At 69.2% G+C, this 12,286-nt stretch carries 12 protein-coding genes and 4 pseudogenes; 8 read left to right on the forward strand and 8 right to left on the reverse strand.

The features are described 5' to 3' along the window. Positions 1-223: 223 nt before the first annotated feature. The 3 genes and pseudogenes from ACWDEX_RS14430 to ACWDEX_RS14440 all read left to right on the forward strand — a co-directional run. Positions 224-283 (forward strand): annotated as a pseudogene (locus ACWDEX_RS14430) (hypothetical protein); the annotation flags it as partial. Positions 284-398: 115 nt separating this feature from the next. Continuing rightward, complete coding sequence (locus ACWDEX_RS14435) at positions 399-1,016, forward strand: aldehyde dehydrogenase family protein (RefSeq protein ID WP_450463621.1); 618 nt, start codon at positions 399-401, stop codon at positions 1,014-1,016. A 438-nt stretch (positions 1,017-1,454) separates the two neighbouring features. Further along, complete coding sequence (locus tag ACWDEX_RS14440) at positions 1,455-1,808, forward strand: hypothetical protein (protein ID WP_450463622.1); 354 nt, start codon at positions 1,455-1,457, stop codon at positions 1,806-1,808. A 473-nt stretch (positions 1,809-2,281) separates the two neighbouring features. Here ACWDEX_RS14440 and ACWDEX_RS14445 read toward each other — a convergent pair whose 3' ends face one another. Further along, on the reverse strand, positions 2,282-3,751 hold the full coding sequence (locus ACWDEX_RS14445) for an MFS transporter (RefSeq protein WP_450463623.1): 1,470 nt from the start codon (positions 3,749-3,751) through the stop codon (positions 2,282-2,284). Positions 3,752-3,954: 203 nt separating this feature from the next. On the opposite strand from ACWDEX_RS14445, the gene ACWDEX_RS14450 reads away from it, so the two are divergent. The 3 genes from ACWDEX_RS14450 (at position 3,955) to ACWDEX_RS14460 (ending at position 6,374) form a co-directional block, all read left to right on the forward strand. Then, positions 3,955-4,323: a TetR/AcrR family transcriptional regulator gene (locus tag ACWDEX_RS14450; RefSeq protein ID WP_450463624.1), complete on the forward strand. Its 369-nt coding sequence runs from the start codon at positions 3,955-3,957 to the stop codon at positions 4,321-4,323. 168 nt (positions 4,324-4,491) lie between these two features. After that, on the forward strand, positions 4,492-4,797 hold the full coding sequence (locus ACWDEX_RS14455) for a hypothetical protein (protein ID WP_450463626.1): 306 nt from the start codon (positions 4,492-4,494) through the stop codon (positions 4,795-4,797). A 791-nt stretch (positions 4,798-5,588) separates the two neighbouring features. After that, the gene (locus ACWDEX_RS14460) at positions 5,589-6,374 is read left to right on the forward strand and encodes a TetR/AcrR family transcriptional regulator (protein ID WP_450463628.1); all 786 of its coding nucleotides are present in this window, start codon (positions 5,589-5,591) and stop codon (positions 6,372-6,374) included. Between the two features lie 452 nt (positions 6,375-6,826). Here the strand turns inward: ACWDEX_RS14460 and ACWDEX_RS14465 are convergent, their stop codons facing one another. Together ACWDEX_RS14465 and ACWDEX_RS14470 are read right to left on the reverse strand one after the other, a co-directional pair. Beyond that, complete coding sequence (locus ACWDEX_RS14465; RefSeq protein ID WP_450463629.1) at positions 6,827-7,000, reverse strand: transposase; 174 nt, start codon at positions 6,998-7,000, stop codon at positions 6,827-6,829. Next, a pseudogene (locus tag ACWDEX_RS14470) lies at positions 6,939-7,560 on the reverse strand (GNAT family N-acetyltransferase). The gene ACWDEX_RS14465 and the pseudogene ACWDEX_RS14470 overlap by 62 nt, the downstream one beginning before the upstream one ends. A gap of 561 nt (positions 7,561-8,121) precedes the next feature. On the opposite strand from ACWDEX_RS14470, the gene ACWDEX_RS14475 reads away from it, so the two are divergent. Further along, on the forward strand, positions 8,122-8,847 hold the full coding sequence (locus ACWDEX_RS14475; protein WP_450463631.1) for a dienelactone hydrolase family protein: 726 nt from the start codon (positions 8,122-8,124) through the stop codon (positions 8,845-8,847). Positions 8,848-8,976: 129 nt separating this feature from the next. On the opposite strand, the pseudogene ACWDEX_RS14480 reads toward ACWDEX_RS14475, so the two are convergent. The 4 genes and pseudogenes from ACWDEX_RS14480 to ACWDEX_RS14495 form a co-directional block, all read right to left on the reverse strand. Continuing rightward, a pseudogene (locus ACWDEX_RS14480) lies at positions 8,977-9,246 on the reverse strand (transposase); the annotation flags it as partial. 28 nt (positions 9,247-9,274) lie between these two features. Further along, positions 9,275-10,177, reverse strand: a complete 903-nt coding sequence (locus ACWDEX_RS14485; RefSeq protein WP_450463633.1) for a DUF3626 domain-containing protein — start codon at positions 10,175-10,177, stop codon at positions 9,275-9,277. A gap of 104 nt (positions 10,178-10,281) precedes the next feature. Further along, a complete protein-coding gene (locus ACWDEX_RS14490; protein ID WP_450463634.1) occupies positions 10,282-10,659 on the reverse strand; it encodes a toxin Doc in 378 nt (125 codons plus the stop codon). Continuing rightward, positions 10,659-10,898 carry a hypothetical protein gene (locus tag ACWDEX_RS14495; RefSeq protein ID WP_450463635.1) on the reverse strand — a complete coding sequence of 80 codons (240 nt, stop codon included), beginning with the start codon at positions 10,896-10,898 and terminating at the stop codon, positions 10,659-10,661. The genes ACWDEX_RS14490 and ACWDEX_RS14495 overlap by 1 nt, the downstream gene beginning before the upstream one ends. Positions 10,899-11,048: 150 nt before the next feature. Between ACWDEX_RS14495 and ACWDEX_RS14500 the strand changes: the two are divergent. Continuing rightward, positions 11,049-11,282 (forward strand): annotated as a pseudogene (locus ACWDEX_RS14500) (transposase); the annotation flags it as partial. Between the two features lie 129 nt (positions 11,283-11,411). Here the strand turns inward: ACWDEX_RS14500 and ACWDEX_RS14505 are convergent. Continuing rightward, positions 11,412-12,284 carry a helix-turn-helix transcriptional regulator gene (locus tag ACWDEX_RS14505; protein ID WP_450463636.1) on the reverse strand — a complete coding sequence of 291 codons (873 nt, stop codon included), beginning with the start codon at positions 12,282-12,284 and terminating at the stop codon, positions 11,412-11,414. Positions 12,285-12,286: the final 2 nt, after the last annotated feature.

Raw genomic sequence — 12,286 nt, forward strand, 5'->3', positions numbered from 1 at the left:
CGCGCCGCCGGCTCCGCCCGCAAAGCGCCGCAACTGGGAAGAAGTGCGCCCCGCCCCACCGCCCCACAATGGACCGAGTCATCTGCCCGGTCGCCAGGAGAGGAGCCCCCATGCCGTACGACTACGACTGCCTCCACATCGACGGGCAGTGGTGCCGGCCGGCCGGCGGGGCACCACCGTGCTGTACTCGCCCGCCGACGAGCAGCCCGTCGGCACCGCCCCGGTGGCCGGCGCCGACGACCTCGACGCCGCCGTCGCCGCCGCCCGCCGCGCCCTGCGCGCCCCGGACCGGGCGGGCCTGAGCCCCGACGAGCGCGGCGACCTGCTGGACCGCTTCGCCGAGGATCGCGCCAAGTGCGCCGAGCAGCGGGCCCCTGCTGACCACCGTGCAGAACGGCATGCCGATCGGCATCGCCACCAACAGCGAGGGCATGGCCCCGATCGGCCTGGCCCGGTACCACGCAGGGCTCGCCCGGACCACCCCGCTCGAGGACCGCCGACCCCGGTTCGACGGCGTCGGCGAGACCGTGGTGCTGCGTGAGCCCGTCGGCGTGGTCGCAGCGATCGTCCCGTGGAACTTCCCGCAGCCGCTCGCCATGTTCAAGATCGCCCCGGCGCTCGCGGCTGGCTGCACCGTGGTACTCAAGCCCGCCGAGCAGACCGGCCTCGGCGCCCTGGAGATCGCCGCCGCCGAACGCGCCGGACTGCCGCCCGGTGTCCTCAGCGTCGTCACCGGCGGCACCGACCTCGGCCGCCTGCTGGTCGCCCACCCCGGCGTCGACGAGATCGCCTTCGCCGGCTCCACCGCCGCCGGCTGCGAGGTCGCCGAGACGGCCGGACGCCTGCTGCGGCCCCTCACCCTGCACCTGGGGGCGCGCGCCGCCCAGGCCGGCAATCGATCAGTGCCCTCATGGGTCTGCGCTGTCGAGCGCGAGGTCAGCCGGACGGCGTGGCCGAGGACCACAGACGGAACCACTGCTCGGCGCCGTATTCTTCGACCCGCTTCACCTCGGTGAACCCCAGCTTCGCCGCAACGCGCATCGAGCCGACGTTGGCGGTCTGAGTACTGAGCGCCACCGGCTCGCCGGGAAGCGCGTCAGCGAACGCGCCGGGACGCTGCCCGGGTCCCGGGCCTCGGACTCGCGGAGCAGAAGCCGCTCGGTCGTGGTCGGGGCAGGTGGCCACGTGACGGTTCCAAGATCAGTCATGGCGGGGAAACCTATCGTCAGGCGCCGTAGCGGCGCTGCCGGGCGGCATACGCGCGTACGGCACGTCGGCGGTCCGACACCCCCACTTGACTCGCAACAGCGTTGAGCTATTGTCTGTCGTAGTAATTCTGAACGCCGTTTAGTAGATATCCGGCCGGTGGCACCAGTGCACAGTTCAGTCAGCGATCGCCTGTTGAGCGGTGCTGCGGCATAGGTCATCGGCAATTCTGGGGAGGATCCGAACGCATGAGTGACATCACCGCCGAGCAGATCGTCGAGAAGTTCTTCCAGGCCTGGGGCGACTTCGACGCGGCGAGCCGCAAGGCGACCCTGGAGGGCCTGTTCTTCGAGGACGCCCAGATCATCGACCCCGACTGGGTGGCCAAGAACCGCGAGGAGATCATCGAAGCCATCGCCGCCGCGCGGGCAAAGCTGGGTGACCTCCCGCTCACCCTCAGCAAGGTGATCGGCGCCCACCACGACGAGGTGCTGTACTCGTGGAGCCTGGGCCCCGACGCCACCGCGCCGATCGCCACCGGCTTCGGCCTGCTGAGCGTGGAGAAGGGCAAGATCCGCAAGGCGTACAACTTCTTCGGCTGAGCCTGATCCCTGGGCCGCCGGCCCGGTGGTCGACCAGTGTGCGCTGACCGGACGTTCCCCCACGTCCGGTCAGCGCGTTTTCGCATGTCGGCGCGGGCCATCCGGGCCTGGAGCCGGGGCGGGCTCGTCATTTGCTGTCATCGACACAACGCCAGTCCACCGCGTGGAGAGCAGGATCGATGAGCCCAACAGCCGCCGACGGCGTGGCCGCGGAGACCTTCCTGACCAGTCTGGAGACCGGCCGGCTGCGGTCCTTCCCTGAGCAGGACCGCGCCGACCGGGAGCGGGGGGACGAGGTGCTGCGGGAGGTCGAGGCCTTCTTCGCCGAGCGCGTCGACCCCACCGAGGTCGACGAGACCCGGGCCCCGCCGCCCGCCCCGGGGGTCGGTGCGCAGTTCAGTTGGGCCCGGGGTGCGCGACGGGGGTACGCGCGACCCGGGCCCGGACTGGGTGGGGGAGTGACCCCCGGTTGGTCAGTGCGAGATGACGGGGACCTCGGAGCCGGCCTCGTCGCCCGCCGCGGCACCGGCGTCGGCGCCTGGCTTCGGCAAGGTGAAGGCGAGCAGACCGCCGAGCACGGAGGCCGCGCCGCCGATCCACATCGCGGTGCGCAGGCCGTCCGCGACCGCCGATAGGGCCGGGGCGGCACCGGAGCGCAGGTCGAGGCCGTGGGTGGCGATGGCGACCAGGATGGCCAGGCCGCCGGCGCCGCCGATCTGCTGGGAGGCGGTGGCCAGAGCGGAGGCGATACCGGCCTCGGTCGGAGCCACCCCGGAGGCGGCGCAGACGAACATCGCCGGGAAGGTGGCCCCGCCGCCGATGCCCCAGATGATCAGGCCGGGCAGCAGCGCCCAGAAGGAGGCGTGGTTGGTCATCGACACCGCGAGCAGCACCATGCCGACACCGTTGGTCAGCATGCCGATGAAGAGGGTGTTGCGCGGGCCCCACTTGCCGAGCATGATGCCGGCCAGCTTGAGCGAGGCGAACATCGAGACGACGGTCAGTGGCACGAAGGCCAGGCCGGCCTGGAGTGCGCTGTAACCCAGCACCCCCTGCACGTAGTTGGTGAACAGGTAGTACGAGCCGCCGAGGGCGCTCTGGAAGACCAGGATGACGAGGATGGCCGTCACCAGGCTGCGGTTCCGGAACAGCCGCAGCGGCACCACCGGGTCCTTGGTGCGGTTCTCCACGAGGATGAAGACACCCAGGACCAGCAGGCCGGCGACGATCGAGCCGGCCGCGCGCAGCGAGCCCCAGCCGCTCTCCGGACCGCTGACCAGGCCGAGCACCAGCAGCGAGGAGCCGATGGTGGCCAGCGCGGCACCGGGGACGTCGAAGCCGCTGCTCTGGGCGGGGAACTTGGTGTCCGAGCCGAGCACGCCGGGGGCGGCGACGGCGGCCAGCAGCGCCATCGGGACCAGGATCCACAGGACCCACTGCCAGCCGAAGGCGTTGGTGAGCACACCGCCCAGCAGCGCGCCGACCGCGAGGCCGCCGCTGCCGGAGGCGCCCCAGACCATCAGCGCGCGGTTGCGCGGGGCACCCTCCTTGAAGCGGATGTTGATGAGGGTGAGGGTCGCGGGGGAGAGCAGCGCGGCGCCGAAGCCCTGGACGGCGCGAGCCGCGATCAGCACCCCCGGGTCGGTGGCGAAGCCGCCGACCAGGCAGGCGAGGCCGAAGATGGCCAGGCCGGTGATGAAGATGCGCTTGGCGCCGAGCCGGTCGACCATGCGGCCGCCGAGCAGCAGGAAGCCGCCGAAGGCCACCGCGTAGGCGCTGACCACCCACTGCAGCGACTGCGGGGTGAAGCCCAGCGCGTCGCCGATGTCGGGCAGGGCGACGTAGACGATGTTGTAGTCGGTGGCGACGATGAACTGAGTGAAAGCCAGTAACGCGAGCATGAGCCCGGAGCTGCGCCGGGCCTGGGGAACGGTGTCAACCACGAGTTGGCTTCTCTTTCTGGGGACGAGTGGGATCAGTGATCGCGCCTTCGACTCACAAGCTCGCTTAACGCTGTTCAAACAAGCGAGTTGGGCGCGTACTCTTGAACGGCTTGATACTACACACCGTTCAGAGTTAGCACGAAGTGGTCTGACTCAACGCTGTTAGGTTGTCGAGCGTGGGAGGTGTGACGCGGAGCCGGAGGGTGCGACTCAGGGCAGAGGCCACGTCAGAGATCAAGGCCATCGCGCTCAAGCATCTGGCGGCCTCGGGACCGGCTTCGATCTCGCTTCAGGTCATCGCCCGGGAGATGGGGATGTCGGCCGGGGCGATCTACAGCTACTTCGCCAGTCGGGACGACCTGATCACGGTGCTGATCGAGGACGTCCACACCTCGCTGGCGAATTTGTTGGAGGCCGCGCACGAGAGCGCCTGCCTGCACGACACGGCCGGCCGGATGATGGCGCACGCGACGGCGTACCGGAGTGGGCCGTCAGCCACCCCGAGGAGTTCCGGCTGGTGTACGGCGACCCGGTTGCCGGCTACCTGCTGCCGACGGACGGCACCGGCCTGAGGCCGCGCACCGCCTGTGCGGCGTGCTGCTCGGCCTGATCGCGGCGGCTTGGCCGCACATGGACACCGGAGGGATCGGCTCGCGGGAGCGGTGGTCGGACTTCCACCCGGACCTGGTCGAGATGGCCCGCGAGTCCTTCCATGAACTTCCCCCCGCCGCCGTCGGGTTGTGTCTGCGGTTCTGGAGCCGGATGCACGGGCTGCTGGCGCTGGAGGTGTACGGACCCTGGACCAGCAGGCGACCGATCCCGAGAAGCTGTACGAGAGCGACATGCTGGAGCTGGTCGCCATGCTCGGGCTGCAGCTTGCCCCGGCTGACCGCGTGCTGTTGCACCAGGATGAGCGGGTGGTCGGTGACGTCCTGACCGACCGGGAGGTCGGCCGACCCCCGAGCCGCGCCAGCTCGGCGGCCGGGCCGATGCCGGAGCGCACACCAGCACCGCGGGGGAGAGCGCTCCGCCGGCCGAAAGGATGACCTCGCCGCCCGGGTTGACCGGGACGATCTCGCCATCGGCCAGCCGGAACCCCGGTGGCCCACTTGGTGCCCGGCGTGAACACCGCGGTCGACCACTGAATTTCCGCGAATCGTCAGATTGGCGCGGCCGCGGGCCGGCTCCAGATATCCGTCGTTGGCCGAGGAAGGCCGGCCGTCCCCATGCACGTGCATGGGGAACGGCGAGAGACCGGTGGAATCCGGGGCGTTGACCAGCCATCCGCCCCCAGCTCCACCCAGCGGTCGAAGTCGGCGGGGACGCCACGGATGCGAACGGGCCGTTGACCTGCGATGTTCCGCCGGTTCCTCGGTCGGCCTGGAAGTCGACGGTCTGCTGGGCCGGGTTGAGCAGAGTCTTCAGGCCGTGCCACCAGCAGTCGGGGTTGGCGCTCATCTCGAGGCTGGTCTCACGACCCCGGAATGCCGGCGGAAGTCGGAGGGGCGGTTGTTGCCACCGGCCTCAAGGACCGCCACGCTGACCGCGGGATTCTCGGTCAGGCGTGCCGCGAGGGCTGATCCGACGGCCCCTGCTCCGGCAATGACGTAGTCGGAGCCGCGGGCTGTGTCAGGCATGGCTGGGCCCTTCCTGTAAAGGATTTTGGGGGATTTTCGAGGCCAATCGTTGGCAATCGGGAGAATTTGCCCACGCGGGCCTTACGTGCGGAGGCTAGGGGCACCCCTATCCGACGGGGGGGATTCACGCCGCTCCGTGCCCGCACGGGGCTCCGTGCCCGCACGGCGCTCAATATCTGCACCCTTGTTAGAATTCATGGGTGGCAGACCCGAAGTTGAGCAGACGAGAGCGCCTGCGCGCCGAGACCGCGCAGGAGATCAAGACGATCGCGCTCAAGCACATGGCGGAGAACGGCACGGCGGCGGTCTCGCTGCGGGCCATCGCGCGTGACATGGGGATGACCGCAGGCGCGATCTACAGCTACTACGACACCCGCGACAAGCTGATCACGGCGTTGATCGCGGATGTCTACCACGGGCTGGCGGACATCCTGGAGCAGGCGCTGGCCGCGGCCTCGGACGATCCGACGAGGCGGGTCTTCGAGTACGCCCAGGCGTACCGGCGGTGGGCGGTGGGCAACCCCCAGGAGTTCCGGCTCATCTACGGTGACCCGGTACCCGACTACCAGTGCTCGGAGGGCGGGGCGGTGGCCGAGGCGGAGCACCGTGCCTGTGTCATGCTGACCGGCCTTGTCTCCCGTGCCTGGCCGTGGGCCGCCCCTTTGCACGCCGACGACCGGCACGAGTGGAGCGACTTCGATCCCGGCTTCGCCGGGCTGGTCCACGACGCCTACCCCGATCTTCCGCCCGCCGCGGTCGCGTTGGCGCTGCGACTGTGGGGCCGGCTGCACGGCCTGGTGTCGCTGGAGGTGCACGGTCACCTCGGCCCGCAGATCCGCGATTCGGAAAAGCTGTACTGCTCCGAGATCGTCGACCTGATCCACAACCTGGGCCTCGCCCTGCCAGCTGATCTGGCCGACACCGAATCGGCCGTCCCGGCACTCCGGGCGGCGCGCACCCCCACCCCTAACCGGCGATCTCGCTAGCTCTGAGCCCTTGACCGGGGCCCTGAGCAGGCGAGGCGAGAGACCGCCCCCGACCTCAGGACATCGAAGCCCTTACGGCCACCGGCCGTACGGGCTTTTTCGCGTGCCGTGCGGCAGTCCACGCAGGAAGTTGACCTCACGGAATGCCGGCCAATACGACGCCTGGGTGGTGGCCGAGGGTTTCCTCCCCCCGTCGGGGGACCGCGTTTCGGACGTCAACAGCTGCGGCCGGCAGCGGTCGTCGGCTGCGAGGTGGACCTTCGTCGTCAGTCCTCCGCGGGACCGGCCGATGGCATGGTCGTGCGGCTCGCCGGCCTGGGCCGTCTTTACGAGCCCCGGCCGCGTGCTGATGCGCGTGCACGGTCGTGGAGTCCACCGAGACCGCCCAGTTCAGGTCCTCATCGGCGTCGGCCTGAGCCATCAACGCGGTGAAGACACGCTCCCAGGTGCCGTCAACGGCCCACAGGCAACCGGTTGTAGACCCCGCGCCAGTTCCCGTACTTCTCCGGCAGGTGCACCCACTGCGACCCCGTCTGGAACTTCCAGGCGATCGCATCGATCACCTCACGGTGATCCCACCCCGCCTGGGCGTCCGGTCCGGCAACAACGGCTCGATCCGCGCCCACTGCGCGTCTGCGTGACAGGGGACCACATGCCGAGCCACTGCCCGGCGCCCCATGCCTCGAACCGCTCTGCCTCGGTGAACCCTGGCTTCGCCGCGAGGCGCTTCGAGCCGACGTTGGCAGTCTGGGTGGTGAGCACCACCGGCTCGCCGGGAAGGACGCCGTCGAACCAGCCGAGTGCCGCCGCGCACGCCTCGGCGGCATACCCGAATCCCCACGCCCGCGGCAGGAAACAAGTAGCCGAGATCGGCCTTCCCCACGGCAACCGGGCGACGGTGCCCGGTTGCTCGCTTGAGCAGGATCTGGCCGATCATCGCCCCGTCGAGATCACGACGAAACTCCCGGGCCACCGCTCGGGCACCTCAGGCGTCTCGCGCTCAATGCTCGTCACGCGGGCGGGGACCGCCGAGGTAGGTGTTCACCTCTGGCGAGGCGAGCAGCTCGATGAACGCCGCACGGTCCCGCGCCTCGGGCTCACGGAGCACGAGCCGCTCGGTCCTGATCGGCTCAGGCGGCCACCCAGCCGTCGGCACCTGCGTCGCGGCCTTCTCCCTGACGCGCAGTGCCTCGAGCCGGCACTCCCAGGATGCGGCGTCGACGACGGGTGGTAGTCGTGGGTGGTCATGTTCCCCTCACAGAACTTGTGCGCTGCTTCCGCTTGTGGGGAGGTAGACCCCACCAGGCCCCGGAACTCATCGGTCGCCGACACCGCGGTGCCCTGCTGAGCTTCGCGAGCGTGCAATCCGAGGTCCGTCCCCAACTGTCCGACCACGTGGGTCGCGATGAAGGCGGTCGCGGCGAAGCTGGGCATCTGCGCGGCGGAGACGGTGCGGACGGTGTCTGCCGCCACTTTGTCGTCCTCATGAGTCGGGCAGGACGCTATGCGTCGCGTGCGGGGACGCGGGCTGCCAGTTCGGCTGCGAAGTTGCGGGCCGGATCCTCGACCTCCGCTCCGAACTCGCCGAGCGCGACGAGGACCTCGCCGCCGCACACACCGCGAACCGGGACTTGATGGCTCAACTGAACCGCTGACGGGGTGGTTCCCGAATACGCCAGCGACCTGCCTTCTGCCAGCGGCAGAACACCGGCCCGACCGGGCTCGGCGATCACTACAGTCCAGACTCATGACGACGGTTACCACGCGCACGATCGAATACGCGGCCGACGGCCTGACGATGATCGGGCACCTCGCGCTCCCGGCCGGTGCCGACCGCCGGCCCGCGGTCCTGGTCGGGCCCGAGGGGGTGGGGCTCAGCGACGTCGAACGCCGCCGGGCCGATGCCCTCGCCGAGCTGGGATACGTGGCGCTGGCCTTCGACCTCCACGGCGGGCGCTATTTGGGCGACCCTGAGGAGATGCTGGCCCGTTGCATGCCACTGCTCGCCGACCCGGACCGGATGCGAGGCATCGGCCACGCGGCGCTCGACGTGCTCCGCGCCGAGCCGCGGACCGACCCCGACCGGATCGCCGCCGTCGGCTACGGCACCGGGGGCGCAATCGCGCTGGAACTCGGGCGCGACGGCGCCAACCTGCGCGCGATCGGGACAGTCAACGCACTGACCACGGGCCGACCAGGCGAAACGGCGCGCATTCACTGCCCGGTGTGGGCCGGGGTCGGGTCGGAAGACCCGATCATGCCGCCCGCTCAACGGGACGCGTTCACCGCCGAGATGCAGGCTGCGGGCGTCGACTGGCGTCTCGTCGTCTACGGCGGCGCCTTGCACGCCTTCCATCACCCACCGGTCGACCACACCGTGCTCCCCGGCGTCGGCTACCACCCACGGCACGCGCAGCGAGCTTGGCGTGACGTCGTCGACCTGCTCGCCGAGTGCCTGCCCATAACGGAGTGATCTGGTCGGCAACCGCGATTCCGGACCGCAAACCAAGCCGGTCGACCGTCACCACTTACCAAGCTCGGCTACCCACCGCCGGTGCTTACCGGTCACCACGGCAGGTTTCTCGCGCATTCCGGCCCTGCCCGCGCATCGCGACCAGTCCAGATCTCCCCGAGCGCCGAGTTCGTCCAGCACCAGGCGATGACGCTTCGCCCACACCCGTGCAGCGGATCACTCGGAGAAGCGTCTGTGGACGGTCTGCCACGACGCGCCGAAGACCGGCGGCAACTGCCGCCAGGTACATCCCGAGGTGGTGACGAAGATGATCGCGGCAAGCACAGCGCGATCATCAGCTCGCCGACGGCCACCGCCCTGCGGCCTCGTGGGGATCAGCGGTCTCACAGCCCGGAACACCTCTCACAACCCCTCCGGCACCAGCCCCTCAACGAAGCCCATCGAGTACAGCTCCCTCCGCCGGTGCCGGACTCACCGAATCGTCAACGGCCTTCCCAGGCGGCCCGAAACGCGCGAGGTAGTGCCACACTTTCTTGATCGCCTGGGGTTCATGGTGGCCGGCGCGCGCTGCGTCCCCGACGATGCGCGGAGTGAGTACGCCGTTGACGGCAATCTGTGCGCCCAAGTCGACGTACTCCTGACCGCGGTAGCCGGGGTGACGGAGGAGTTCTTCGACCTTGAGTCGGAAGCCGGAGTGCCACTCCACGGGGCAGCCCAGGCGCAGAGCCGCAACCTCGACAGCCGTACCTCGATAGCAGGGGTCCAGGACCAGCGCCTCCGCGTGGCAGTTCGGCCGCACAGCCCCGTGGACCTGCGCCTCGATGTAGTCGTCAAGGTCATCCTGACGATCAGTGAGGGCAAGCTCGATAAGCCCCATGCGGGCCGCGACACCGAAATCCGAGGGTTCAAGGAAACTGTCCGGGTAGCAGAAGGTGGTCCGCGCCAGCGTCTCGGCTGTCAGCCGGAAGTAAGCAGAGCCGAACCGCGGGGCCCCACCCACGGGCTTGCGACGGAAGTTCAACGCCCCATAGACGGGCCGCTCATGAGCGGGCGCTTCATCGTAGGCCCCGTTGAAGATCCGGCTCTCCCAGCGCCACCGATCGCCGCCGGGATATGCGGTCAGTCCGCCGTTGCTGGTCCCCGTGACGAATTGCGAGCGGTAGACACCGTCCTCGGCCATGGCATCCAGGATCGGCTTACCATGTAGCAGCCGGTCTGGGTGGAAGTTGAGGGTCACCCGAAGCGTCGGATCGATGGGAGGGCCGGACGCCAGTTCCGCGACATGACCAAGGGCCCGTTCGTGTGATGTCGGGGAGGCTGCGGAGCTCATCCGCACAGTGTTCCTCAAGCTGATCAACCGCTGCACGCGGATTGTCTACCGGCAGTCCGTCCGTGCAGGGGGCGGAGCTCTGAACACCAATCGAGACGACGTCTTTAGACCTTCCAGGTGCGCAGTTGGTCGGCGACGTCCTGGACGTCGAGACGCGTGTCGCGGATTTTGCGAACAAGGTCGGAGAGTGCCCCGTAGGGGGGATCGATGCCTTCGCCGGACTGGTTCATGTATTGGGCTGCGATGAAGGCGGCGTACAGGCTGTTGCGGTGCGGGAGGGGTTCAAGGCGCACGATGGTGTGCAGCAGGGCGGCTGCGCGCCAGGCGGCGTCCGGGTCGGCGGCCTCGAGCGTGGGGAGTCGGGTTTTGTGGCGGGCGATGGCGGCTACGAGCGCGGAGTAGTCGGAGACGGTGAGGTCGTTGTGGCCGAGTGCGGCTTCCTGGACATCGAGTAGCCAGGAGACGTCGATGTAGAGGTTCATCAGGCGGCAGCGGCTCCGTTACCGCGTCGGGTGGGCGGTACTTCGTCGGGGAAGGCGTCGTCGAACTCGTCGCGTAGCCGGTCGGCCCAGCTGGTGGCGCCGGCGATGAACTGCTTGCGTTGCATCTCGCGGACGCCGAGGTCGTGGAGGTACTGCTTGAGGCTCTTTCCTTCGGCGGCGGCCGCAGCGCGTACGCCCTCGAGTTCCTCTTCGGTGAAAGACACATTCAGGGACGGCATACCCCCATGGTACCTAGTAGGTACCTACCGTGCGAGCGTTTCCCAGCTCGCTCCGGTCCGCCCCGGACCGGGCTGCGGTCCATGAGCCCCGGGGAGAGGGGATGGCACGCCCGGTACCGGCGCCATGGTCGCGAAGGGCTAGGTGAACACCGCATCGTCTGCACCACCAACGCGATCGAGTCCGTCAACGCAAGGATCCGGCGGGCGGTCAAAGCCCGCGGCCACTTCCCCAACGAGCAGGCCGCCCTGAAGTGCGTCTACATGGCGATCATGTCGCTCGACCCCACCGGCAAGGGCCAGGCCCGCTGGACCATGCGCTGGAAAACCGCCCTGAACGCCTTCGACATCACCTTCGACGGTCGGCTCACTGCAGCCCGACAGTAACACTCAACAACCCGAGTTACACCGCTCGTTTGACAGTCCCGGTGGGTGGCCAAGCCTGCTCATTGGATCTCCCCATCCCGCGTGTGATCTTGGCCGAGCGGGAGAAGGCATGGACGTGGGCGTGCGGCGTTATGAGCTTTGCTGTGGGCAGCTGTGCCGATGGGTTGCGACGAGGAGTTGGAGGGCGGTGGCGGATGACGAGTTCGGTTCGGCGTTGAGGACGACGAGGCGCTGTCCTGCGTCGGTCGGTAGGTGCATGACCTCTTCGGCGAGGGAGAGGGGACCGATGAGCGGGTGGTGGTAGCGCTCTGTGGTGGAGCCGCATTCGCCGACGGGGTGAGCGGCCCACAGGTCAGCGAACTCAACGCTGGCTACGGCGAGTTCGCCGATGAGGCCCAGCAGGTCCCGGTCGTCGGGAAAGTGTCCGGCGGAGCGCCGTAGAGCGGCCACCGCTTCCCTGGCTCGGCGGTTCCAATCCGGGTACAGCTCGCGCTGGTGCGGGTCGAGGAACAGCATGCGTGTCAGGTTGGGGCGGCCTTCGGGCGGGCCGTGCGGGGTGTCGAAGCCGAGGTGGCCGGCCAGCAGGGCGTGCGCGAGGCGGTTCCAGGCGAGTACGTCGGTGCGGCGGCCGACGATGTACGCGGGTACCGTGCCGAAGGATTCCAGCATTGCGCGAAGCTGGGGGCGCAGCCGCTCGGCAGGTAGTTCTCCCCGGCGGGCTTGCGCCGGTTTGGCGAGTGTGTGCAGGTGGGCGGTTTCGATGTCGTTGAGGCGAAGCGCGCGGGCGAGTGCGTCGAGGACACCTTCGGAGGCGTGGTGGCTCTGGCCCTGTTCCAGGCGGATGTAGTAGGCCACGCTGACCCCGGCGAGCTGCGCGAGTTCCTCCCGGCGTAGTCCGGGCACCTGACGGCGCGCGCCCATCGGGCTCAGCCCGACTTCCTCGGGCTGGAGTTGGTTGCGGCGGGAACGCAGGAAGGCGCCCAGTTCGGTGGTGCGCTGCATGC

This window comes from Streptomyces sp. NPDC001020 (assembly GCF_053599115.1).

What these genes read in the sequence shown, in the direction of transcription:
- ACWDEX_RS14505 (WP_450463636.1), bottom strand. Translation starts at nt 12,284, where the DNA reads ATGCAGCGCACCACCGAACTGGGCGCCTTCCTGCGTTCCCGCCGCAAC.
- ACWDEX_RS14485 (WP_450463633.1), bottom strand. Translation starts at nt 10,177, where the DNA reads ATGAGCTCCGCAGCCTCCCCGACATCACACGAACGGGCCCTTGGTCAT.
- ACWDEX_RS14495 (WP_450463635.1), bottom strand. Translation starts at nt 10,898, where the DNA reads ATGCCGTCCCTGAATGTGTCTTTCACCGAAGAGGAACTCGAGGGCGTA.
- ACWDEX_RS14440 (WP_450463622.1), top strand. Translation starts at nt 1,455, where the DNA reads ATGAGTGACATCACCGCCGAGCAGATCGTCGAGAAGTTCTTCCAGGCC.
- ACWDEX_RS14490 (WP_450463634.1), bottom strand. Translation starts at nt 10,659, where the DNA reads ATGAACCTCTACATCGACGTCTCCTGGCTACTCGATGTCCAGGAAGCC.
- ACWDEX_RS14435 (WP_450463621.1), top strand. Translation starts at nt 399, where the DNA reads ATGCCGATCGGCATCGCCACCAACAGCGAGGGCATGGCCCCGATCGGC.
- ACWDEX_RS14475 (WP_450463631.1), top strand. Translation starts at nt 8,122, where the DNA reads ATGACGACGGTTACCACGCGCACGATCGAATACGCGGCCGACGGCCTG.